Annotated in this window: 17 protein-coding genes; 12 read left to right on the top strand and 5 right to left on the bottom strand. The window is 73.9% G+C overall.

What is annotated here, in order from left to right; all coding sequences use genetic code 11:
- Positions 1-1222 (bottom strand): sensor histidine kinase (locus tag FGF04_RS01210; RefSeq protein ID WP_149509430.1); only part of this gene is annotated, 1222 nt, incomplete at its 3' end.
- Positions 1223-1678: 456 nt separating this feature from the next.
- A complete protein-coding gene (locus tag FGF04_RS01205) occupies positions 1679-2959 on the bottom strand; it encodes a cytochrome P450 family protein (RefSeq protein ID WP_149509276.1) in 1281 nt (426 codons plus the stop codon).
- A gap of 411 nt (positions 2960-3370) precedes the next feature.
- On the opposite strand from FGF04_RS01205, the gene FGF04_RS01200 reads away from it, so the two are divergent.
- Together FGF04_RS01200 and FGF04_RS01195 are read left to right on the top strand one after the other, a co-directional pair.
- On the top strand, positions 3371-6172 hold the full coding sequence (locus FGF04_RS01200; protein ID WP_408055576.1) for an FAD-binding and (Fe-S)-binding domain-containing protein: 2802 nt from the start codon (positions 3371-3373) through the stop codon (positions 6170-6172).
- Positions 6173-6264: 92 nt separating this feature from the next.
- On the top strand, positions 6265-7227 hold the full coding sequence (locus FGF04_RS01195; protein WP_408055572.1) for an EamA family transporter: 963 nt from the start codon (positions 6265-6267) through the stop codon (positions 7225-7227).
- 77 nt (positions 7228-7304) lie between these two features.
- Here FGF04_RS01195 and FGF04_RS01190 read toward each other — a convergent pair whose 3' ends face one another.
- Positions 7305-8144 carry an SDR family oxidoreductase gene (locus FGF04_RS01190; protein ID WP_149509275.1) on the bottom strand — a complete coding sequence of 280 codons (840 nt, stop codon included), beginning with the start codon at positions 8142-8144 and terminating at the stop codon, positions 7305-7307.
- 117 nt (positions 8145-8261) lie between these two features.
- Between FGF04_RS01190 and FGF04_RS01185 the strand changes: the two genes are divergently transcribed.
- From FGF04_RS01185 to FGF04_RS01145, 9 genes are all read left to right on the top strand, one after another.
- The gene (locus FGF04_RS01185; RefSeq protein ID WP_149509274.1) at positions 8262-8627 is read left to right on the top strand and encodes a winged helix-turn-helix transcriptional regulator; all 366 of its coding nucleotides are present in this window, start codon (positions 8262-8264) and stop codon (positions 8625-8627) included.
- A gap of 189 nt (positions 8628-8816) precedes the next feature.
- The gene (locus tag FGF04_RS01180; RefSeq protein WP_149509273.1) at positions 8817-9611 is read left to right on the top strand and encodes a TIGR03084 family metal-binding protein; all 795 of its coding nucleotides are present in this window, start codon (positions 8817-8819) and stop codon (positions 9609-9611) included.
- Positions 9608-11368 carry an acyclic terpene utilization AtuA family protein gene (locus tag FGF04_RS01175; RefSeq protein ID WP_149509272.1) on the top strand — a complete coding sequence of 587 codons (1761 nt, stop codon included), beginning with the start codon at positions 9608-9610 and terminating at the stop codon, positions 11366-11368. The genes FGF04_RS01180 and FGF04_RS01175 overlap by 4 nt, the downstream gene beginning before the upstream one ends.
- Before the next feature lie 25 nt (positions 11369-11393).
- Positions 11394-12992, top strand: coding sequence for an acyl-CoA carboxylase subunit beta (locus tag FGF04_RS01170; RefSeq protein WP_149509271.1), 1599 nt, complete (start codon positions 11394-11396; stop codon positions 12990-12992).
- Between the two features lie 53 nt (positions 12993-13045).
- Positions 13046-14917, top strand: a complete 1872-nt coding sequence (locus FGF04_RS01165; RefSeq protein WP_149509270.1) for an acetyl/propionyl/methylcrotonyl-CoA carboxylase subunit alpha — start codon at positions 13046-13048, stop codon at positions 14915-14917.
- A gap of 106 nt (positions 14918-15023) precedes the next feature.
- Positions 15024-16214, top strand: a complete 1191-nt coding sequence (locus FGF04_RS01160; protein ID WP_149509269.1) for an acyl-CoA dehydrogenase family protein — start codon at positions 15024-15026, stop codon at positions 16212-16214.
- A 110-nt stretch (positions 16215-16324) separates the two neighbouring features.
- A complete protein-coding gene (locus FGF04_RS01155; protein ID WP_149509427.1) occupies positions 16325-17935 on the top strand; it encodes a 4-coumarate--CoA ligase family protein in 1611 nt (536 codons plus the stop codon).
- Positions 17932-18666 (top strand): enoyl-CoA hydratase family protein, encoded by a 735-nt coding sequence (locus FGF04_RS01150; RefSeq protein ID WP_149509268.1) that lies wholly within the window; start codon positions 17932-17934, stop codon positions 18664-18666. The genes FGF04_RS01155 and FGF04_RS01150 overlap by 4 nt, the downstream gene beginning before the upstream one ends.
- Position 18667: 1 nt before the next feature.
- A complete protein-coding gene (locus FGF04_RS01145; RefSeq protein ID WP_149509267.1) occupies positions 18668-19309 on the top strand; it encodes a TetR/AcrR family transcriptional regulator in 642 nt (213 codons plus the stop codon).
- Between the two features lie 163 nt (positions 19310-19472).
- Here the strand turns inward: FGF04_RS01145 and FGF04_RS01140 are convergent, their stop codons facing one another.
- Together FGF04_RS01140 and FGF04_RS01135 are read right to left on the bottom strand one after the other, a co-directional pair.
- Positions 19473-20342 (bottom strand): alpha/beta fold hydrolase, encoded by an 870-nt coding sequence (locus FGF04_RS01140; RefSeq protein ID WP_149509266.1) that lies wholly within the window; start codon positions 20340-20342, stop codon positions 19473-19475.
- An 839-nt stretch (positions 20343-21181) separates the two neighbouring features.
- Positions 21182-21871, bottom strand: a complete 690-nt coding sequence (locus FGF04_RS01135; RefSeq protein ID WP_149509265.1) for a metal-dependent transcriptional regulator — start codon at positions 21869-21871, stop codon at positions 21182-21184.
- Between the two features lie 271 nt (positions 21872-22142).
- On the opposite strand from FGF04_RS01135, the gene FGF04_RS01130 reads away from it, so the two are divergent.
- Complete coding sequence (locus FGF04_RS01130) at positions 22143-22901, top strand: SIS domain-containing protein (RefSeq protein WP_149509264.1); 759 nt, start codon at positions 22143-22145, stop codon at positions 22899-22901.
- Positions 22902-22962 lie beyond the last annotated feature (61 nt).

Genomic DNA, 22962 nt, shown 5'->3' with positions numbered 1-22962 from the left:
GCTGGTGCGCGGCGCCGCGCCGGGTGTTCTGCGGGGCCCGCTGCGCCGGAGTCGCCAGGATGTCCTGCGGGATGAGGAGCAGCGCGCCCGTGCCGCCGCGCGCGGAGGGGCGGAAGGAGACCGTCAGGCCGTACTTGCGCGCGAGGCGGCCGACGACCGTGAGGCCGAGTCGGGTGCCGGCGAGGCCGCCCGTCTCCGGTTCCGCGCCGGAGACGGCCCGTTCGGCGCGCCGCAGCTGTGCCTCGCCCATGACGAGGCCGCTGTCCTCGACGGAGACGATGACCCCGGCGGGGACCTCCTCCACGTAGACGTGCACTTCTGCTGTCGGCGGGGAGAAGTTCGCGGCGTTGTCGAGGAGTTCGGCGAGGGCGTGCATCACGCCCTCGGCGGCGTGTCCGGCGACCGCCGCCTCGCTCGCCGAGTGGATGCGTACGCGCTGGTAGGCGCCGATGCGGCCCATCGCGCCGCGCAGGACGGACTCCATGACGATGGGTTTGGCCCAGCGGCGGCCCGAGCGCGCGCCCGTGAGGACGGCGACGACGTCGGCGAGGCGGCCCGCCTGCGCGGTGCGGTGGTCGAGGTGGAGGAGGTCGGCGAGCACGTCCTCGTCGGCGTGCCGTTCCTCCATGGCGCGCAGGTCGGCCAGCATGCCGGTGGTGAGGGCCTGGAGGCGGCCCGCGGTGTGGGCGGCGGCCGAGACCGCGGCGGCGCGGTCGGCCCTGGCCTGCCGCAGTTCCTCGGTCACGCGCGCGTTCTCGGCGCCGAGGCGGGTGCGCTCGCGGTCCAGTTCGGCGGCGAGGCGGACCTTCCGGTGGGCGTTCTGCTCGGCGAGCCGCGCGCGTTCGCGGGTGAACTCGTCGGTGAGGCGGTCGCGTTCGCGGGCGGACTCCTCCGCGAGGGTCGCCTTCTCCTGGAGTAATCGGCCGGCGTCCCGGGAGACGGTTTCGAGTCGCCGCAGGAGTAATCGGGACGTCTGGGCGGCGTGGGCGGCGACGGCGACGGCCGCGCACAGCAGGAGGGCCGCCACGCCCAGGCCCCAGCCGAGGGGCACGCGCGCCCGCTCGGGGGCGAGGGCGACGGCGGCCCCGACGGCGAGCGCGGCCGGCACGGCCGTGAGGAGCGGAGCGACCGCCACGGCGCGCAGGCGGGGGCGTGCGCTGCCTGGTTGTGCGAGGGACGGCCGATCGTCTGTGGGGCGCGCTTGCGGGGTGGGCGCGGTCATGAATCGTGTCCTCGGTCGTGTCCTGGGCGGGATGCGACACCTGGTGCTCAACTGGCGGTCACTATATGGGACTTCGTGATCGGAACGCGCATGTTCCGGCGCACTCTCACAATTCGTCCCCAGATCGGGGAGTAGGCGCCCCGGCGCGCAATGGGGCGCACGAAACGGTGTGAGCGCGGTGGGGGACGCCCGGCTCGGCCACGGCTCACCACCCGCCCCGCCAGAGGCGCGGGGAACTGCGCGCCCGGCCACGGTCAGCCGCCAGCCGACGACCGGGCCCCGACAGGTTCGCCTCACCGGACAAGGCGCCGGGCACCCCCTCCAGGGGCGCGGGGAACTGCGCGACCGGCCACGCTCGGCCCGCAGCCGACGACCGGGCCCCGACAGGTTCGCCTCACCGGACAAGGCACCGGGCACCCCCTCCAGGGGCGCGGGGAACTGCGCGACCAGCCACGGTCAGCCTGCAGCCGACGACCGGCCCTCCGTGGGTGCCGGTCGTAGGACGACCGGAAGCGCCGCCACGCCGTTGATCGCCGTGGAAACCACCGGCACCAGCTCCGACTCCGGCACGGCCAACCGCATCGCCGGGAACCGGCCGAACAGCTGGGAGAGCCCGATCTCGCTCTCCAGCCGGGCCAGCGGAGCACCGAGGCAGTAGTGCGGACCCGCACCGAAGGCCAGCTGCCGGTCGTAGCGGCCGGAGTCGCGGACGTCGAAGCCCGCCGGGACCGTCCCGCCCAGTTCGCGGTTGGCGGCGGCCAGACCGACCACGATCGGCTCACCGTGGCGCACGGTCACCCCGTGCAGCTCGGTGTCCCGCAGCGCGTAACGCATGAACAGGTTGCGCAGCGGCCCGTTCCAGTGCAGCCCCGCCTCCACGGCGGACGGCCAGTCCAGTTCTCCGGCGGCGAGCGCGGTGAGCTGGTCGGGGCGGCCGAGCAGGGCGAGGACGGTGCTGGTCAGCGAGTTGACCGTGGTCTCGTGGCCGGCCAGCAGGATGATCTCCAGGGTGTCGATCAGCTCTTTCTGCGTCAGCCTGCCGGCCTCGTCGTCCAGCGCCTCGATCAGCGCACTGGTCAGATCGCCCAGCGGGGCCGCGCGCCGGTCGGCGACCAGCCGCGCCAGCACCTCGCGCTGCCCGACGGCGGCCTCCTGCCGCTCGGCGCCGCTCACCTCGACGCTCAGCATCGTCCGGAAGTGATCGCGTAATCGGCGCTGTTGATCGGGGTCGGTGAGACCGAACAGCTCGCAGATGATCAGCAGCGGGAGCGGATAGGCGAAGCCCTCCTTGAGATCGGTCACCGCCCCCGGCTCCACGGTCTCCAGGCCGTCCAGCAGCTCCCGGGTGATCTCACGGATCCGGGGCGCGAACGCTTCGATGCGCCGCGGGGTGAAGGCGTGGCTCACCAGGCGGCGGAGCCTGCGGTGGTCGGCCCCGTCGGCGTTGAGCATCGACTCCCCGACGATCAGGTTGAGCAGCGGCCATCCGGCGGGTATCTCCCCGCGCGTGTAGGCGCCCCAGTGCCGCGGATCGCTGGAGAGGTCGGGGTGCGCGTCCAGGACCGTCCGGGCCGCCCCGGCCGACACGGCCGCCCAGGCGCGGACGTCGTCCGGCAGCGACACCGGCACCACGGGGCCGTACCGCAGCCACTCGGCCGCTTCCTCGTGGGTCCCGCGGTCCGGATCGAGCGAGGACACGGGCTGGTCGAGCGAGAGCTTCGAACGGTCGATGCGCATGGACGGCTCCAACGGGACGTGGGATGCGTTGCCTTGCGTCCGCCTGCCCTGTGGGCCGTACCGCGAAGGGAGCTGTGCCAGGGCCGGGCCGACCTCACCGCCGTCATCGTAACTACCCGGCCCCGCGCCCCGTCAGGGACGCGGGGAACTGCGCGCCCGGCCACGTCCGGCGGACGGACGAAAACCGGCCCCGAGCACCCCGCCTCCGGCGCAGCCGCCATGCATCCTTGATCCATGAAGGACGCGGATCCCGGCGAGAAGCCGGAACAGGGACCGGACCCGGCACGGCTCCCCGTACAGGAACCCGCACGGGAGCCGGCGCGCGAAGCGGTGCGCGAGCTGCGCGCCACGCTGGCGAGGACCGTGCGCGGCGAGGTCGCGTTCGACGCCACCGCCCGCGCCCTGCACACCATGGACGCGTCCAACTACCGCCGCGTCCCGCTGGGCGTCGTCGCCCCGAAGGACGCGGACGACGTGGCGGCGGCCCTCGCCGTCTGCGCGGACCTCGGCGTACCGGTCGTCGCGCGTGGCGGCGGCACCTCGATCGCCGGCCAGGCCACCGGCACCGGGGTCGTCCTCGACTTCACCCGCCACATGAACCGCGTCGTCTCGCTGGACGCCGACGCCCGTACGGCCGTGGTCCAGCCGGGCCTGGTCCTGGACCGCCTCCAGGAGGCCGCCGCCCCGCACGGGCTGCGCTTCGGCCCCGACCCCTCCACCCACGGCCGCTGCACGCTCGGCGGCATGATCGGCAACAACTCCTGCGGCTCCCACTCGGTGGCCTGGGGCACGACCGCGGACAACGTCCGCGCACTGTCCGTGCTCACTGCCCGCGGCGACCGGCTCACGGCAGGACCCGGCTGGTCGGGCGCCCCCGACGGCCTGCAAGCCCTCGTCACCGGCGAGTTGGAGCACCTGCGCACCGGCTTCCCCGACCTCCCCCGCCGCATCTCCGGATACGCGCTCGACGCACTGCTCCCCGAGCGCGGCGCGGACGTGGCCCGCTTCCTCTGCGGCTCCGAGGGCACCCTCGGCATCCTCACGGAGGCCGTCGTACAACTCGTCGAGGCTCCCCGCGCGCGGGCGCTCGCCGTCCTCGCGTACGCCGACGAGAGCGCGGCGGCGGAGGCGGCCGCCGGCCTGCTGCCGCTGGGCCCGCTCACGGTGGAGGGGATGGCGGCCGACCTCGTACCCCCGGACGCGGGGCTGCCGCGCGGCGGCGCCTGGCTGTTCGTGGAGACCGGCGGCGACACGCAGGCGCAGGCACGCGCGCGTGCCGAGGCGGTCGTCCGCGCGGCGGACGTGACGGACTCGACGGTCGTCACCGACCCCGCCGGCCGGCGCGCCCTGTGGCGTATCCGCGAGGACGCGAGCGGCACGGCGACCCGGATGCCCGACGGCACCGAGGCCTGGCCCGGCTGGGAGGACTGCGCGGTGCCGCCGGCCCGCCTCGGCGCGTACCTGCGGGACTTCCGGCGGCTGCTGGCGTCGCACGGGCTGCGCGGCGCGCCGTACGGGCACTTCGGGGACGGCTGCATCCACGTGCGCATCGACTTCGACCTGCTGACCCCGGCGGGCACCGGCCGCTTCCGCCGCTTCTCGGAGGAGCTGGCCGACCTGGTCGTCGCCCACGGCGGCTCGCTGTCGGGGGAGCACGGCGACGGACAGGCGCGGGCCGAACTGCTCCCGAGGATGTACGGGCCCCGGACGGTCCGCCTCTTCGAACGGGTCAAGGACCTCTGGGATCCGGACGGGCTGCTCAACCCCGGCATGCTCGTCAGGCCGCACCGGCTGGACGAGAACCTGCGCTTCGCGCCCCTGCCGCGCGAGCCGGTGGACGTCGCGTTCGGCTACCCGGCGGACGGCGGGGACTTCACGGCGGCGGTACGCCGGTGCGTGGGCGTGGCCAAGTGCCGCACCACGGCAGCCGGTCCGCCGGGCTCCACCGACTCCTCGGTGATGTGCCCGTCCTTCCGGGCCACCGGCGAGGAGGAGCACTCCACGCGCGGGCGCGCCCGCCTGCTGCACGAGATGCTGGCCGGCGAGGTCATCACCGACGGCTGGCGCTCGACGGAGGTCCGCGACGCGCTCGACCTCTGCCTGTCCTGCAAGGGCTGCCGCTCGGACTGCCCGGTGGGCGTCGACATGGCCACGTACAAGGCGGAGTTCCTGCACCACCACTACGAGGGCCGCAGGCGGCCCGCCGCGCACTACACGATGGGCCGGCTGCCGGTGTGGCTGCGGCTGGTGGACCGCACCCGTACGGCGTGGCTGGTCAACTCCCTGACCGCGGTACGCCCGTTGGCCGCGCTGGGCAAACGGCTCGGCGGGATCGCGCCGGAGCGGGAGGTACCGCGGGTGGCGGGGCGGACGTTCAGCCGGTGGTGGCGGGSCCGCGGCGCGGGTGCGCGGACGGCTCCCGAGCGCGGGCGCACCCGCGCCGGGGACCCGCCCACGACGGTCGTCCTGTGGCCGGACACCTTCACCGAGCACCTCTCCCCGTCCGTCGGGAAGGCGGCCGTACGGGTCCTGGAGGCGGCGGGCCTGACCGTGACGCTGCCGCCGGACCGGGGCCGGGGCAGGGGCCGGGACCGGGTCTGCTGCGGCCTGACCTACGTGTCGACGGGCCAGCTGGACCACGCCCGCACGGCCTTGCGCCGCACCCTCGACCTGCTGGACCCCCTCCTGGACCCGGACCGGTCCGGGGGACTCCCGCCGGTCGTCGTCCTCGAACCGAGCTGCGCGGCGGCGCTCCGCACGGACCTGCCGGAACTGCTGCCCGACGACCCGCGCGCGGGGCGGCTGGCGTCGGCGGTGCTGACGTTCGCGGAGACGCTGGAACGGCACGCCCCGCACTGGACGCCGCCCCGCCTCGACCGCCCGGTGGCGGGCCAGACCCACTGCCACCAGCACGCCGTCCTGGGCGACGGACCGGACCGCCGCCTGCGCGAGGCGGCGGGCCTGACCGGCTCCCTGTCGGGCGGCTGCTGCGGCCTGGCGGGCAACTTCGGCTTCGAGAAGGGCCACTACGACGTCTCCACGGCCTGCGCGGAGGACCAGCTGCTCCCGGCGATTCGGGCGGCCCACCCCGGCACGGCGATCCTGGCGGACGGCTACTCCTGCCGCACCCAACTCCACCAGACGACCACCACCGACCCCCTCCACCTGGCAGAACTCCTGGCAGCCCACCTACCGAACACTTCCGGTGAGTAAGGCCACGACGCGCTCTTTTGCTTAATAGGGGCGCGGGGAACGGCGCAGTCTTTTGCCTTTAGGGGCGCGGGGAACTGCGCGACCAGCCCCCCGTGACCATCCCCCGCACCGACCAGCCCCCACAGGTCGCCGACCCGGCCACCGTCGCCGTGGCCCAAGGCGCCGATCCCGCGACCCCCCACGGCCTCCGCGCCCTGGGCCCGGTCGGCCTGGTCCTGGCCGGAGGCATCAGCGTCCAGTTCGGCGGCGCCCTAGCCGTGAGCCTCATGCCCCGCGCCGGAGCGCTGGGCGTCGTCACCCTGCGCCTCGCGGTCGCCGCCCTCGTGCTGATGGTGATCTGCCGGCCGAAGCTGCGCGGACACTCCCGCGCCGACTGGGGCACGGTCGTCGTCTTCGGCATCACGATGGCCGCGATGAACGGCCTCTTCTACCAGTCGGTCGCCCGCATCCCGCTCGGCCCCGCCGTCACCCTCGAAGTGCTCGGCCCGCTGATCCTCTCGGTCGTCGCCTCCCGCCGGGCCGTCAACCTCGTCTGGGCCGGGCTCGCCCTCGGCGGTGTCTTCCTGCTGGCGGGCGGCGGTGGCGGCTTCCGCAGCCTGGACCCGGCCGGCGTGGCCTTCGCCCTGGCGGCGGGCGCCATGTGGGCCGCGTACATCGTCTTCAGCGCGCGTACGGGCCGGCGCTTCCCGCAGGCCGACGGGCTGGCCCTGGCCATGGTGGTCGCGGCCGTGCTCTTCCTGCCGCTGGGCCTGATCGAGTCCGGCGGCAAGCTGCTGGACCCGACCACGATCGCCCTGGGCTCGGCGGTGGCGGTCCTCTCCTCCGTCCTCCCGTACACGCTGGAGCTCCTCGCCCTGCGCCGCCTGCCCGCCTCCACCTTCGCGGTGCTGATGAGCCTGGAGCCGGCCGTCGCCTCGGTCGCCGGCTTCCTGGTGCTGAGCCAGACGCTGTCGCTCACCGAGGCCCTGGCGATCACGCTGGTCATCGCGGCGAGCATGGGCGCGGTACGCACCCAGGTGGGCCGCGGCAGGGCCAAGAACGTCGGCCAGCCGTAAGGACGTCGGTCAGCCGTGAGAACGTCGGTCGGCCGTGAGGGCGTCGGCCGACCGTGAGGCGGGCGACCGCTCCGGCCTCAGCGGAACGCGGCGACGTGCCGGGCGGCCCAGTCGGCGAAGGACCGCGGTGCGCGGCCGAGGGCCCGTTCGACGTCCGGGCTGACGCGCAGCTCGGCCGGGTTCGGGGAGCCGAGGATGTCCAGGGTGTCGTCGGCGAGCTCCGCCGGCATGCTCCGGGTCATGCCGGCCTTCGCCTCCTCGCGGGTGAGCTCGTGGAAGCTCACCGGCGAGCCCAGCGCGCCGGCGATCGCCTCCGTCTGCTGCCGCGGAGTGATCACTTCCGGGCCGGTCAGCTCGTACGTGCCGCCGTGGTGCCGGTCGTCCACCAGGCAGGCCGCCGCCACCTCGGCGATGTCCGCCGGGTCGACGATCGGCACCCCGACGTCGCCGAAGGGCGCGGCGACGACCCGCCGCGTGCGGACGGATTCGGCCCACCACAGCGCGTTGGAGGCGAAGCCGCCCGGCCGCAGCAGGGACCACTCCAGCCCGGACTCCCGCAGCGTCTCCTCCAGCGCGCGCATCGCGATCCGCGTCTTCCCGAAGGGCCTGGTCACCACGCCCAGCGTGGAGAGCAGGACGACCCGGCGGACCCCGCTGCCCGCGGCCTCGCCGATGAGGTCGGCGGGGCTGGCCCCCAGGGCGTGCAGGTCGCCGGAGAGCAGCAGGAACAGTGCCTCCGCCCCGTCCAGCGCGGGCTTGAGGCCGGCCGGGTCCGCCAGGTCGGCCACCACGTGGCGGACGCCGTCCGGCACCTCCGCCGGGTGCCGCGACACCGTCGTCACCTGCCGGCCCGCCTCGGTCAGCGCCCGCGTCAGCGGTCGTCCGATGTTTCCGGTGGCCCCAGTCACCACGATCATGGTCAGCTCCTTCTCGGAAGTTCTTCCGGACACCCGCGCAGGGCGTCCTCCGTGGCCGTCACGCTAGGAGTGTGGGCTAACTTTCCGTAAGGACATACCCGAAGGTAAGCTCCTGGCATGGCAGAAGGCGTGCAGCGTGGACGGGTCGACGCGGGCGAGCGGTATGACGTGTTTCACACCGACTGCCTCGCGCGGGACGTGGTCGACCACGCGACCAGTAGGTGGGGCGTCTGGGTGCTGATCGCCCTGCGCAGGAACGATCTCCGGTTCTACGAGCTGCGCGAGAGCATCCAGGGCGTCAGCGAGAAGATGCTCGCCCAGACCCTGCGCGCGCTGGTCCAGGACGGCCTGGTCTGGCGGAAGGTCGAGCCGACGACGCCGCCCCAGGTCACCTACGGGCTGACCGGCTTCGGCCGGGAGGTCGGCGAACCGCTGACGGAGCTGTTCGACCGGATCACCCGGAGGCTGTCGCCCGGCCCGTGATCCGTACCCTCCGCCTCCTCCGTCTCCACCCCTCCCCGTCCCTCCCCAACAATCAATGCAAGCACGCTTGATTGTTTCTCCGGCCGCTGCCATGCTCCGGAGCGCACCGCACACGAACCGCACCGCGTCGCATTGCACTGCGTCGCACCGCACCGCACGCCGTCGTGCCGCCCCGAGGGGAGCGTCATCGTGTCCGACCCGTCGCCCGTGATCGACGACCTGTGCCGGGAGAGCGAGGAACTCGACTTTCTCGTCCACGAGTTGACGGTGGAGGACTGGGCGCTCGCCACCCCCGCCCCGGGATGGGCCGTCGCCCACCAGATCGCGCACCTCGCCTGGACCGACCGGTCCGCCCTGCTCGCCGCGACCGACCCGGAGGCCTTCGACCGGGACATCGAGAAGGCGCTGGCCTCGCCCGACGGCTTCGTGGACGAGGGCGCCGAGCAGGGGGCCGCACTGCCCCCGGACCGGCTCCTCGCCGAGTGGCGCGCCGGGCGGCAGGCGCTGGAGAAGGCCCTGCGCGCGGCACCCGCCGGTACGCGCTTCCCCTGGTACGGGCCGCCCATGTCGGTCGCCTCCATGGCGACGGCCCGGCTCATGGAGACCTGGGCCCACGGCCAGGACGTCGCCGACGCGCTGCGCGTGCCGAGGCCGCCCACCGACCGCCTGCGGCACATCGTGCACCTCGGCGTGCGGACCCGCGACTTCGCCTTCGGGGTACGGGGACTCGCCCCGCCCGGGGAGCCGTTCCGCGTGGAGGTCACCGCGCCGTCCGGCGCACTGTGGACGCACGGCCCCGAGGACGCGGCCCAGCGGGTCACCGGCCCCGCGCTCGACCTCTGCCTCCTGGTCACCCAGCGGGCCCACCGGGCCGACCTCGCGCTGCGCGCCGAGGGCCCGGACGCCGACCGCTGGCTCGACATCGCCCAGGCCTTCGCGGGCCTGCCCGGCGCGGGCCGCGCACCCAGGGGGGCGGCGGAATGACCGGCCCGGACTCCCTGGCGGACCCCCTAGCGGCCCCCCGTCCCCTCCGCATCGGCAACGCCTCCGGCTTCTACGGCGACCGGTTCGACGCGATGCGCGAGATGCTCACCGGAGGCCCGCTCGACGTCCTGACCGGTGACTACCTAGCCGAGCTGACCATGCTCATCCTCGGCCGCGACCGCCTGAAGGACCCGGCCGGCGGGTACGCGCGCACCTTCCTGCGCCAGCTGGAGGAGTGCCTGGGCCTCGCGCACGAGCGGGGGGTGCGGATCGTCGCCAACGCGGGCGGCCTCAACCCGGCCGGACTCGCCGACGCCGTACGGGAACTGGCGGGACGGCTCGGCGTCCCGGTGCGCGTCGCCCACGTCGAGGGCGACGACCTCACCGCCCGGTACCCCGGCCCCGGGCACCTCGCCGCGCACGCCTACCTCGGCGGCGGGGGCATCGCCGCCTGCCTGCGCGAGGGCGCGGACGTCGTCGTCACCGGCCGGGTCACCGACGCCGCCCTGGTCACCGGGCCCGCCGCGGCCCACTTCGGCTGGGCCCCGGACGCGTACGACCGGCTCGCGGGCGCCGTCGTCGCCGGGCACGTACTGGAGTGCGGCACCCAGGCCACCGGCGGCAACTACTCCTTCTTCACCGAGCACTTGACCGAGCACGACCCGGCCCGGCTGCACCACCCGGGCTTCCCGGTCGCCGAGCTCCACGAGGACGGCACGAGCGTCATCACCAAGCACGACGGCACCGGCGGCGTCGTGGACCTCGGCACGGTCACCGCCCAGCTCCTCTACGAGACGTCCGGCGCCCGGTACGCGGGCCCCGACGTCACCGCCCGCCTCGACACGGTCCGCCTCGCCCAGGACGGCCCCGACCGGGTGCGCGTGACGGGGGTGCGGGGCGAGGCGCCGCCGCCCACCCTCAAGGTCGGGCTCAACCGGCTCGGCGGCTTCCGCAACGAGGTCGTCTTCGTGCTGACCGGGCTCGACATCGAGGCGAAGGCCGCGTTCGTGCGGGCCCAGCTGGAGGCCGCGCTCATGGCCGCCAAGTCCCGCCCCGCGGAGGTCCGCTGGGACCTCGCCCGCACCGACCACCCCGACGCGCCCACCGAGGAGGCCGCGAGCGCCCTGCTGCGGCTCGTCGTGCGCGACCCCGACCAGGAGGCGGTGGGCCGCGCCGTCGGCGCCGCCGCCGTCGAACTGGCCCTCGGCAGCTACCCCGGCTTCCACGTCCTCGCACCCCCCGGCAAGGGCGCCCCCTACGGCGTCTTCGAGGACGCGCACGTCCCGCGGGAGGAGGTGGAGCACGTCGCGGTCCTGCACGACGGGCGGCGGATCCCGGTGGCCCCGGCCGCCGCCACCCTCGTACCGGAACCCCTGACGCCCGCTGCGGAACCCCCGCTGCCCGAGCCCTTCCCCGCGGGGTCCGCCACCCGCCGCGCGCCCCTCGGCCTCGTCGCCGGGGCCCGCAGCGGCGACAAGGGCGGGAACGCCAACATCGGCGTCTGGGTGCGCACCGACGACGCCTGGCGCTGGCTCGCCCACACCCTCACCGCGGACCGGCTGCGCGAACTGCTGCCGGAGACGGCCGGCCTGACCGTCGTGCGGCACGTCCTGCCCCGTCTGCGCGCCCTGAACTTCGTCGTCGAGGGGATCCTCGGCGAGGGCGTGGCGGCCCAGCACCGCTTCGACCCGCAGGCCAAGGCCCTCGGCGAATGGCTGCGCTCCCGCCACCTCGACATTCCGGAGGAACTCCTGTGACCGTCCCGATCCCGGAGGTGCTCCGGTGACCGTCCTGGCGTCCGCGCTGGACACCTCCTCCGCCGACTACGCGGCCCACCGCGAGACCATGCTCGGCAAACTCGCCGACCTCGACGCCGAGCATGCCAAGGCCCTCGCGGGCGGCGGCGAGAAGTACGTGGCCCGGCACCGGGGGCGCGGCAAGCTGCTCGCCCGCGAGCGCATCGAACTGCTCCTGGACCCCGACACCCCGTTCCTCGAACTGTCGCCGCTCGCCGCCTGGGGCAGCGAGTACGCGGTGGGCGCCTCGCTCGTCACCGGCATCGGCGTCGTCGAGGGCGTCGAATGCCTGATCACGGCCAACGACCCGACCGTGCGCGGCGGCGCCAGCAACCCCTGGAGCCTGAAGAAGGCGCTGCGGGCCAACGACATCGCGTACGCCAACCGGCTGCCGTCCATCAGCCTCGTCGAGTCGGGCGGCGCCGACCTGCCCTCGCAGAAGGAGATCTTCATCCCCGGGGGCGCGATCTTCCGCGACCTCACCCGGCTGTCGGCCGCCGGCATCCCCACCGTCGCGGTCGTCTTCGGCAACTCGACCGCGGGCGGCGCGTACATCCCCGGCATGTCCGACCACGTGATCATGGTCAAGGAGCGCGCGAAGGTCTTCCTGGGCGGCCCGCCGCTGGTGAAGATGGCCACCGGCGAGGAGAGCGACGACGAGTCCCTCGGCGGCGCCGAGATGCACGCGCGCGTGTCGGGCCTCGCCGACCACTTCGCCGTCGACGAGCGCGACGCCCTGCGGCAGGCGCGGCGCGTGGTCGCCCGCCTCAACCACCGCAAGGCGTACGCCGACCCGGCCCCCGCCGAGCCGCCCAAGTACGACCCGGAGGAGCTGCTGGGCATCGTCCCCGGCGACCTCAAGCACCCCTTCGACCCGCACGAGGTCATCGCCCGGATCGTCGACGGGTCCGACTTCGACGCGTTCAAGCCGCTGTACGGGACGAGCCTGACGACCGGCTGGGCCAGCCTGCACGGCTACCCCGTCGGCATCCTCGCCAACGCCCGCGGCGTGCTCTTCAGCGAGGAGTCGCAGAAGGCCGCCCAGTTCATCCAGCTCGCCAACCAGCGCGACATCCCGCTGCTGTTCCTGCACAACACCACCGGCTACATGGTCGGCAGGGAGTACGAGCAGGGCGGCATCATCAAGCACGGCGCCATGATGATCAACGCGGTCAGCAACAGCCGCGTCCCGCACCTGTCCGTCCTCATGGGTGCCTCGTACGGGGCCGGGCACTACGGGATGTGCGGGCGCGCGTACGACCCGCGCTTCCTGTTCGCCTGGCCCAGCGCCAAGTCCGCCGTCATGGGCCCGCAGCAGCTCGCCGGCGTCCTGTCGATCGTCGCCCGCCAGTCCGCCGCCGCGAAGGGGCAGCCCTACGACGACGAGGGCGACGCCGCCCTGCGCGCCATGGTGGAGCAGCAGATCGAGTCCGAGTCCCTGCCGATGTTCCTGTCCGGGCGGCTGTACGACGACGGCGTCATCGACCCGCGCGACACCCGGACCGTCCTCGGCCTGTGCCTGTCCGCGATCCACACGGCCCCCTACGAGGGCGCCCGCGGCGGCTTCGGCGTCTTCCGGATGTGAGAGGTCCCATGAGCCCCACGAGTCCTATGAGCCCCACAAGCCCCATAAGTCCTGTGATTTCCAGTCTGCTGGTCGCCAACCGCGGTGAGATCGCCTGCCGCGTCTTCCGCACCTGCCACGAGCTGGGCGTGCGCACGGTCGCCGTGTACTCCGACGCTGACGAGGACGCCCTCCACGCGCGCGTGGCCGACACCGCCGTACGCCTGCCGGGCGCGTCGCCCGCCGAGACGTACCTGCGCGGCGACCTGATCGTGAAGGCGGCCGTCGCGGCGGGCGCCGACGCCGTCCMCCCCGGCTACGGCTTCCTCTCCGAGAACGCCGGCTTCGCGCGGGCCGTCCTCGACGCGGGCCTCGTCTGGGTCGGCCCGTCCCCCGAGGCGATCGAGGCGATGGCCTCCAAGACCCGCGCCAAGGAACTCATGTCCGCCGCCGGGGTGCCGCTGCTCGCGCCCCTGGACCCGGACCGGGTCGGCGAGGACGACCTGCCGGTCCTGGTGAAGGCGGCGGCGGGCGGCGGCGGCCGCGGCATGCGCGTCGTGCGCGAACTGTCCTCCCTGAAGGAGGAGTTGGCGGCGGCCTCGGTCGAGGCCGCGAGCGCCTTCGGGGACGGGTCGGTCTTCGTCGAGCCGTACGTCGAGCGCGCCCGGCACGTCGAGGTGCAGATCGTCGCCGACGGCCACGGCACGGTGTGGGCGCTCGGCACCCGCGACTGCTCGCTCCAGCGCCGCCACCAGAAGGTGATCGAGGAGGCCCCCGCGCCGGACCTCGGCCCCGGCGTGGAACGGCGCCTGCACGACGCGGCGACCGCCGCCGCCCGCACGATCGCCTACACCGGCGCCGGCACGGTCGAGTTCCTGGTCGACGGCGAGCGCGTGCACTTCCTGGAGATGAACACCCGCCTCCAGGTCGAACACCCGGTGACCGAGGCGGTGTTCGGCGTCGACCTGATCGCCCTGCAACTGCGTGTCGCCGAGGGCGGCACCCTGGACGGCGACCCGCCCGAACCCTCCGGCCACGCGGTCGAGGCCCGCCTCTACGCCGAGGACCCCGCCCGGGACTGGGCCCCGCAGACCGGCACCCTGCACCGGCTCGCCGTACCCGGCGTCCGCCTCGACACCGGCTACGGCGACGGCGACACGATCGGCGTCCACTACGACGCCATGCTCGCCAAGGCCGTCGCCCACGCGCCCACCCGCGCGGAGGCGGTCCGCAGGCTCGCCGGCGCCCTGGAGCGCGCCGCGGTCCACGGCCCGGTCACCAACCGCGACCTCCTCGTACGCTCCCTGCGCCACCCGGAGTTCACGGCGGCCCGGATGGACACCGCCTTCTACGACCGCCACCTCGCCGGCCTCACCGCACCGGCCCCGGACCCGTACGCCCCGCTGGCCGCCGCGCTCGCCGACGCCCACGGGCGCTCCCGCTTCGGCGGCGGCTGGCGCAACGTGCCCTCGCAGCCGCAGAGCAGGCGCTACCTGCTGGCGGGCGAGGAGCACGAGGTCCACTACCGGCACACCCGGCGCGGCCCGGCCGCGGACGGCGTCCACGTCGTGCGCACCGGTCCGGACCTCGTCGTCCTGGAGATCGACGGCGTACGGCGGAAGTTCGAGGTCTCCCGGTACGGCGACCGGGTCCACGTGAACGGCACCACGCTCACCGCCCTGCCCCGCTTCCCCGACCCCCAACCGGACCACGCCCCCGGCTCCCTCCTGGCCCCCATGCCGGGCACGGTGGTCCGCGTGGCGGAGGGCCTCACCGAGGGAACCCCGGTCGAGGCGGGCCGCCCCCTGATCTGGCTGGAGGCAATGAAGATGGAACACCGGATCACGGCCCCGACGGACGGCACGCTCACAGCCCTGCACGCCACCCCCGGCCGACAGGTGGAGATGGGCACGCTGCTGGCGGTGGTGGAACCCCGGGCCACCTAGGGGCGCGGGGCTGTGTTCATATGCGGCTCCGCCGCGTGAGCGCGACCAGCCACAACGGACCCGCACCCTCCACACGACACCAGCCCCCTCCCCCTGAGGAGCCCGCATGGCACCGGTCCTGGAAACAGAAGAGCACAAAGCCCTCCGCGCAGCGGTCTCCGCCCTCGGCAACCGCTACGGCCGCGCATACCTCGACAAGGTCATCGCGGAAAAAGCCCACCCCACCGAACTGTGGGCGGAAGCCGCCAAGCTCGGCTACCTCGGCGTCAACCTGCCGGAGGCATACGGCGGTGGAGGCGGCGGCATAGCCGACCTCTCCATCGTCCTGGAGGAGCTCGGCGCCGCCGGCTGCCCCCTCCTCATGCTGGTCGTCTCCCCGGCGATCTGCGGCACGGTGATCGCCCGCTTCGGCACGGACCAGCAGAAACAGGAGTGGCTCCCGGCCCTCGCCGACGGTACCCGCACCATGGCCTTCGGCATCACCGAACCCGACGCCGGCTCCAACAGCCACCGCATCACCACCACCGCCCGCCGCGCGGAGGACGGCCGGGCGGACGGCGGGGACGGACCGGCCGACTGGATCCTCACCGGCCGCAAGGTCTTCATCTCGGGCGTCGACATCGCCGACGCCACCCTCATCGTGGGCCGCACCGCCGATGCCCGCACCGGCAAGCTCAAGCCCTGCCTGTTCATCGTCCCGCGCGACGCCCCCGGCTTCGGGCGGCGGCAGATCGACATGGAACTGCACGGCGCCGAGAAGCAGTTCGAGCTCACCCTGGACGACGTACGGCTGCCCGCCGAAGCACTCGTCGGCGACGAGGACGCCGGCCTGCTCCAGCTCTTCGCCGGCCTCAACCCCGAACGCATCATGACCGCCGCGTTCGCGATCGGCATGGGCCGGTACGCCCTCTCCAAGGCCCTCGCCTACGCCCGCGAACGCACCGTCTGGCGCGAGCCCATCGGCGCCCACCAGGCCATCGCGCACCCCCTGGCGCAGGCGCACATCGAGCTCGAACTGGCCCGCCTGATGATGCAGAAGGCGGCCCACCTCTACGACGCGGGCGACGACGCCGGCGCCGGGGAGGCCGCCAACATGGCCAAGTACGCGGCCGCCGAAGCCTGTGTGAAGGCCGTCGACCAGTCGGTGCACACCCTCGGCGGCAACGGCCTGACCGGCGAGTTCGGCCTCGCGTCGCTCGTCACCGCGTCCCGGGTGGCCCGGATCGCCCCCGTCAGCCGGGAGATGATCCTCAACTACGTCTCGCACCAGACCCTGGGCCTGCCCAAGTCCTACTAGGCACCATCTCCTGCAAAGACGTCCGGCACCGACATCGTCACAGACGTCCGGCACAGACACCCGCACAGACGTCCGGCACAGACATCCGGCTCCGGGAAGGGCCCGCCATGGTGTTCCGCAGCGCGTACGAAGACGTTCCCGCCGTCGAAGAACCCATCCACGACGTGGTGCTGGGCCACGCCGCGGCCCGGGGCGACGCACCCGCGCTGATCGACGGCGTGAACGGCACGACCCTCAGCTACGCCCAGCTCGACACGTTCCACCGCCGGATCGCCGCCGCGCTCGCGGAACTCGGCGTCCGCAAGGGGGACGTCCTGGCGCTGCACAGCCCGAACACCGTCGCCTTCCCCACGGCGTTCTACGCCGCCACCCGCGCCGGGGCGTCCGTCACCACCGTGCACCCGCTCGCCACCCCGCAGGAGTTCGCGAAACAGCTGCGGGACTGCGGGGCCCGGTGGATCGTCACCGTCTCCCCGCTCCTGGAGACGGCCCGCGCGGCGGCCGAACTGGCGGGCGGCGTGAGCGAGATCCTCGTCTGCGACCAGGCCGAGGGGCACCGCTCGCTGCTCGACATGCTGGGCTCCACCGCCCCCGAGCCGCAGATCGACATCGACCCCGCCACGGACGTCGCCGCCCTCCCGTACTCCTCCGGGACGACCGGCACCCCCAAGGGCGTGATGCTCACCCACCGCAACATCGCCACCAACCTCGCCCAGCTCACGCCCACCATGCCGATGGGCCCCGAGGACCGCATCCTCGCCGTCCTGCCGTTCTTCCACATCTACGGACTCACCGCCCTCATGAACGCGCCGCTGCGGCAGGGCGCCACCGTCGTCGTGCTCCCGCGCTTCGACCTCGACACGTTCCTCGCGGCCATCGAGAAGCACCGCATCMCCGGCCTGTACGTGGCCCCGCCGATCGTCCTCGCCCTCGCCAAGCACCCGGCCGTCGAGGGCTACGACCTGTCGTCCCTGCGGTACGTCATCAGCGCGGCCGCGCCCCTGGACGCCGACCTGGCCGAGGCCTGCTCGCGCCGCCTGGGCCTGCCGCCGGTCGGCCAGGCGTACGGCATGACGGAGCTCTCGCCCGGCACGCACGTCGTCCCGCTGGCGGAACGGAACCCGCCCCCGGGCAGCGTCGGCAAGCTCATCGCCGGCACCGAGATGCGCATCGTCTCCCTCGACGACCCCGGCAAGGACCTCGGCGTCGGCGAACGCGGCGAGATCGTCATCCGCGGCCCCCAGGTCATGAAGGGCTACCTCGGCCGGCCCGTCGAGACCGCCTCGATGATCGACGACGACGGCTGGCTGTCCACCGGCGACGTCGGCCACGTCGACGCGGACGGCTGGCTGTACGTCGTCGACCGGGTCAAGGAACTCATCAAGTACAAGGGCTTCCAGGTCGCCCCTGCCGAACTGGAGGCACTCCTGCTCACCCACCCGGACATCGCCGACGCCGCCGTCATCGGCGTCTACGACACCGACAACAACGAGCGGCCGCACGCGTACGTGGTCCGCCGGCCGACCGCGCCCGGCCTCACCGCGGACGACGTCATGGCGTACGTCGCCGAGCGCGTCGCCCCGTACAAGAAGGTCCGCCAGGTCACGTTCCTGGACGCGGTGCCCAGGGCGGCCTCGGGCAAGATCCTGCGCCGGGAACTGCGGGAACGGCGGGAACTGCGGGAACGGCGGGAGCAGGAAGGGACGGGGGAGCGCGCATGAGCGTGGTGCGGCGGTCGCACGAGCGCGGGATCACCACCCTCGCGCTCGACGCGCCCGAGCGGCGCAACGCCCTCTCCGCCCCGCTGGTGGGCGAACTGGCGGACGCGCTCAAGCGGTGCGGCGAGGACGACGACGTACGCGCCGTCGTCCTCACCCACACCGGCACCACCTTCAGCGCGGGCGCGGACCTGCGCGACCCCCCGCACCCCGACGCGCTGGTCGCCCTGCTGCGGCAGATCGTCGAACTGCCCAGGCCCGTCGTCGCCCGCGTCACCGGCCACGTCCGCGCGGGAGGCCTCGGCCTGCTCGGCGCCTGCGACATCGCGGCCGCCTCCCACGACGCCACGTTCGCCTTCACCGAGGTACGCATCGGGGTCGCGCCCGCCGTGATCTCGCTGCCCCTCCTGCCGCGCCTGGACCCGCGCGCGGCGGCCCGCTACTACCTCACCGGGGAGAGGTTCGACGCCGCCGAGGCCGCCCGGATCGGCCTCGTCACGGCCGCGGGCGAGGACGCCGACGCCGTCCTCGCCCCGGTGCTCGACGGGCTGCGGCGCTCCTCGCCGCAGGGGCTGGCCGAGACGAAACGGCTGCTCACGGCTAAGGTGCTGGACACCTTCGACCGGGACGCGGCCGGCCTGACCGCGCTCTCGGCCCGGCTGTTCTCCTCCGCGCAGGCCCGCGAGGGGATGACGGCCTTCCTCGAACGACGGGATCCCTCATGGGTGCGGTGACATGGCTGCGGTGAACGGTGCGGTGCCGGCGTCGGCGTCGGCGTCGGGATCGGCATCGGTGGAGCGCGTCCCCAAGCAGGACCGCAGCCGCGCCACCCGGCAGCGCCTCCTGGAGGCCGCCGTCGCCTGCCTCGCCGAACGCGGCTGGGCGGGGTCCACGGTCTCCGTCGTCGCCGAACGTGCCGGGGTGTCGCGCGGCGCGGCCCAGCACCACTTCCCGACCCGCGAGGACCTCTTCACGGCGGCCGTCGAGTACGTCGCCGAGGAACGCTCCACCGCCCTGCGCGCGCTCTTCCCCGAGGGCGCCACGGACCGCCGGGCCGTCGTCGCCGCCCTGGTCGACCTCTACACCGGCCCGCTGTTCCGCGCGGCCCTGCACCTGTGGGTCGCCGCCTCCAACGAGGACCAGCTGCGGCCCCGCGTCACCGAACTGGAGGCCCGCGTCGGCCGCGAGACCCACCGCATCGCGGTGGAACTCCTCGGCGCCGACGAGTCCCGCCCCGGCGTGCGTGAGACGGTCCAGGGCTTCCTGGACATGTCCCGAGGCCTGGGCCTGGCCACCCTCCTGACGGACGACACCCCCCGCCGCACCGGAGTGGTCACCCAGTGGTCCCACATCCTGGAAGAAACCCTGGACACATAGAAACGACCGCACCCCAGGGACACCCTCCAGGGGCGCGGGGAACGGCGCAGTCCTTCGCCTTTCAGGGGTGCGGGGAACGGCGCAATCTTTTGTCTTCAGGGGCGCGGGGAACTGCGCGACCAGCCCCCACCCACCCGCAGCCCAAGAACGCCCCGCAGGCAGCTCACGGCAGCACCCGGTCGAGGAACGGCTCCACCACGGCCCGCCACCCCGCAGGCTGGTCATAGTGCACGAGATGCCCCGCATCGACCACCTCCGCATACTGCCCGTCGGGCAGCACCCGCACCATCTCCTGCGCCTCCGCCCGCCCCAGCTCCCCGTCGAGCCCGCGCACCACCAGCGTGGGGCACCGCACCTGCGCCAGCTCCTCCCAGTGCGCGTCGTACACCCACGTCTCCCGGGACTTGAGCATCTGCTCGTGCTCGAAAACGGGCCGCCAGCCGTCCGCGTACTCGGCCATGACCTCCGCGTAGAACTCCCCGCGCGCCGGATTCGGCCGCTCCACCCACGGGTCGTCCTCGCCGAACCACTTCCGCACGTCCGCGAGCGTGGCGAACGGAACCGGCCACGACTTGAACCAGTTCTCCCACTCCCGCTGGGAGGCGGACCCGAGCGCCGAGGCCCGCATGTCGCAGATGACCAGCCCGCGCACCAGGTCGGGCCGCTTGGCCGCGAGCTGCCAGGCCGTCAGGGCCCCCATGGCGTGCCCGACGAGGACGGCCGGGGCAAGCCCCAGCTCCTCGATCGCGGCCTCCGCGTCCTCGACGTACGCCCCGCGCGTGTACTGCGACTCCGGCGGCTTCGCGCTCTGCCCGTGGCCGCGCTGGTCCAGCGCCACGGCCCGGTGCCGCTCACCGAGCCAGCGTGCGGTCGACGCCCAGTGCGAGGCGCGGCCCATGAGCCCGTGCAGCAGGAACACACCGGGAGTCCGCTCGGCGGCGCCCGCGCCCGGATCGCCCTTGGGAGGATCGGCGAACTCCCAGGCCGCGAGACGCACCCCGCCCGCACCGGTCACGTCGATGCGCCGCACCATACGCTGGCACCCCCATTGATCCGCTCGGCCGGCCCGTCCCGCACGAGCCCGCCGGTCCGCTCGTGGCGTCGTTCGTCGTGCTGCTCCTGCTGGTTGTTCCTGCGCAATCCATGGTCGTTCCGTCACCCGTACGCTATCGAATACGTATTCGAAAATGCGCCGCTTGGCGGTAACACCCCTCGTTCGAGTGACCCCTCTCCAGGATTGCCCGCCACCGCCCTGGGGAGATCTCCAACGGGGAACGGGCCGCTCGGGGATGACGGTCCGAAGGGGACGACCCCGGGAGCTCGGGGCTCCGGGTCGGTACAGGGGAGGACAGGCCCCGGCGCCACACGGCGCCGGGGCCCTCCGCATGTCCGCGGCACATCCTTGCGCCCCCTCCCCGACCGCGCGCCGGCGCCGCTGCCGTCACGGTCAAGAGCCCTCAGGTCATATGCCTCTCGCGACAGCCTCGCACGCGAACGGCCCGGCCGCTGCAATTCCACGCACTGAATCTTTGTTTCTGCGCGAACGCCGGGACGGGGCAACTGGGCCGTGTGTGACGGCAGTTGACAGTGGGGTCCGGAGCGGGCCGGAGCCGCCGCGAGGAGCCCTGGTGGGCGGCCCGGCCGGGTGCGCGCCCCGAGCGCGCCGCCGCGCACGACGGCGACCGTCCGGGCGCGCGGAACCGCACGGCCGGCCCCCGCGGGCACCCGGACACCGGCATCCCGACAGCCGGCGGACACGTGCGCACAGCGCACGGCCCCCGCCGACCGCCACCGCGGCAGCCGGTATCGCTGCCGACCGGCCGCGCCAGCCGGTGCGGACGGACCCGGACAGCCGGTGCAGCCGGACCGCTCCTACCGCTTCGCCACGAACACGTGGGACGCCACGCCCGACTCCAGCTCCGCGGCCTCCCCGCCGCTGCCCACGAGCACGCCGCCCGCGGACTCCGTCACGCTGACGACCGAGCCCGGCTGCACGCCCGCCCGCCGCAGCGTGTACATCAGCTGCGCGTCCGTCTGGATCGGCTCACCGATGCGGCGCACGACGACCGTCTTGCCGTCGAGACCGGGGTCCAGGTCGGCCAGCGACACCATGCCCGCGTCCAGGAAGGGGTCCGCGCCGTTCTCGCCCAGCTCCTCCAGGCCCGGGATCGGGTTCCCGTACGGCGACTCGGTCGGGTGGCGCAGCAGTTCGAGCACCCGGCGCTCGACCGCCTCGCTCATCACGTGCTCCCAGCGACAGGCCTCCGCGTGCACCTGCTCCCACTCCAGACCGATCACGTCGACGAGCAGGCACTCGGCGAGGCGGTGCTTGCGCATCACGCGCGTCGCCAGCCGGCGGCCCTCCTCCGTGAGCTCCAGGTGGCGGTCGCTGGCCACGGCCACCAGACCGTCGCGCTCCATCCGCGCCACCGTCTGGCTGACGGTCGGTCCGCTCTGGTCGAGGCGCTCGGCGATCCGGGCGCGCATGGGGACCACACCTTCCTCCTCCAGCTCAAGGATGGTGCGGAGATACATCTCCGTGGTGTCGATCAGTCCGGACATACGTGCCCCTCGATTAGCTCTGCCGGAGGCTGGGTGGCTCACCGGCGTGTGCGCTGGCCCTGGCAACAATTCTGACGCATACCACTGACAACCGTGCCGCACAGTGGAGAGCACGTGATGACGCGTGCCTGCGGGGCCGGTCGGGCCCGGCACCCGGCCGGGTGGACAAGGGGCCCTCGCACCCCAGTGTCGCGCGTGTGGAGCGTATTGACACAGCTGTGGTCCAGACCGCAACGTGATCCGCGACACGACAGGGGAAGGGGCTTCGCCGATGAGCGACAGCAAGCTGGCCGGGCAGTACTTCGACGCCGCGATCGGCCTGCTGCAGCGGGTACGGGACGAGGAGGCCGCCTCCATCGAGGCCGCCGGGGCGATGGTCGCCGACACCGTCGCGGACGGCGGGCGGCTCTTCGCCTTCGGCGCCGGCCACTCGTCGCTGGCCGCGCAGGACCTCGTCTACCGCGCGGGCAGCCTCGCACTGATGAACCTGCTCGCGGTGCCGGGCGCGGTCGGCGTCGACGTCATGCCGGCGACACTGGGCTCCGCGCTGGAGCGGGTCGACGGCCTCGCGGACGCGGTCCTCGGCGCGAGCCCGGCCCGCGCCGGCGACCTCCTGGTGGTCATCTCGCTCTCCGGGCGCAACGCCCTCCCCGTCGAGATGGCGATGGGCGCCCGCGCCCGCGGCCTCAAGGTCATCGGCGTCACGTCGGTCGCGTACGCCTCCGAGACGGCCTCCCGGCACTCCTCGGGGACGTACCTGAAGGACCACTGCGACGTCGTCCTCGACTCGAAGATCGCGATCGGCGACGCGGAGCTCACCCTCGACACCATCCCGGCGCCCTTCGCGTCCGCCTCCACCGTCGTGACCTCGGCCGTCCTCCAGTCGGTCATGGCCACGGCCGCGGGCACCCTCGCGGAACGCGGCCTCGAACCCCCGCTCCTGCGCTCCGGGAACGTGGACGGCGGCCTGGCGTGGAACGACCGCGTCTTCGAGGAGTACGGCGACCGCATCTTCTACTGGCAGAAGTGAACCCGCGCCTTTTAGGGGCGCGGGGAACTGCGCAACGGGGGTATGGGGGCGAAGCCCCCAA

The sequence above is a fragment of the Streptomyces apricus genome (genome assembly GCF_008369065.1).
Classification (GTDB): domain Bacteria; phylum Actinomycetota; class Actinomycetes; order Streptomycetales; family Streptomycetaceae; genus Streptomyces; species Streptomyces apricus.
This window is presented reverse-complemented; position numbering and strand designations above follow the sequence as displayed.

Coding starts and splice junctions, on each gene's coding strand:
- FGF04_RS01205 (WP_149509276.1), bottom strand. CDS start 2,959: ATGCGCATCGACCGTTCGAAGCTCTCGCTCGACCAGCCCGTGTCCTCG.
- FGF04_RS01190 (WP_149509275.1), bottom strand. CDS start 8,144: ATGATCGTGGTGACTGGGGCCACCGGAAACATCGGACGACCGCTGACG.
- FGF04_RS01185 (WP_149509274.1), top strand. CDS start 8,262: ATGGCAGAAGGCGTGCAGCGTGGACGGGTCGACGCGGGCGAGCGGTAT.
- FGF04_RS01175 (WP_149509272.1), top strand. CDS start 9,608: ATGACCGGCCCGGACTCCCTGGCGGACCCCCTAGCGGCCCCCCGTCCC.
- FGF04_RS01160 (WP_149509269.1), top strand. CDS start 15,024: ATGGCACCGGTCCTGGAAACAGAAGAGCACAAAGCCCTCCGCGCAGCG.
- FGF04_RS01150 (WP_149509268.1), top strand. CDS start 17,932: ATGAGCGTGGTGCGGCGGTCGCACGAGCGCGGGATCACCACCCTCGCG.
- FGF04_RS01145 (WP_149509267.1), top strand. CDS start 18,668: ATGGCTGCGGTGAACGGTGCGGTGCCGGCGTCGGCGTCGGCGTCGGGA.
- FGF04_RS01140 (WP_149509266.1), bottom strand. CDS start 20,342: ATGGTGCGGCGCATCGACGTGACCGGTGCGGGCGGGGTGCGTCTCGCG.
- FGF04_RS01135 (WP_149509265.1), bottom strand. CDS start 21,871: ATGTCCGGACTGATCGACACCACGGAGATGTATCTCCGCACCATCCTT.
- FGF04_RS01130 (WP_149509264.1), top strand. CDS start 22,143: ATGAGCGACAGCAAGCTGGCCGGGCAGTACTTCGACGCCGCGATCGGC.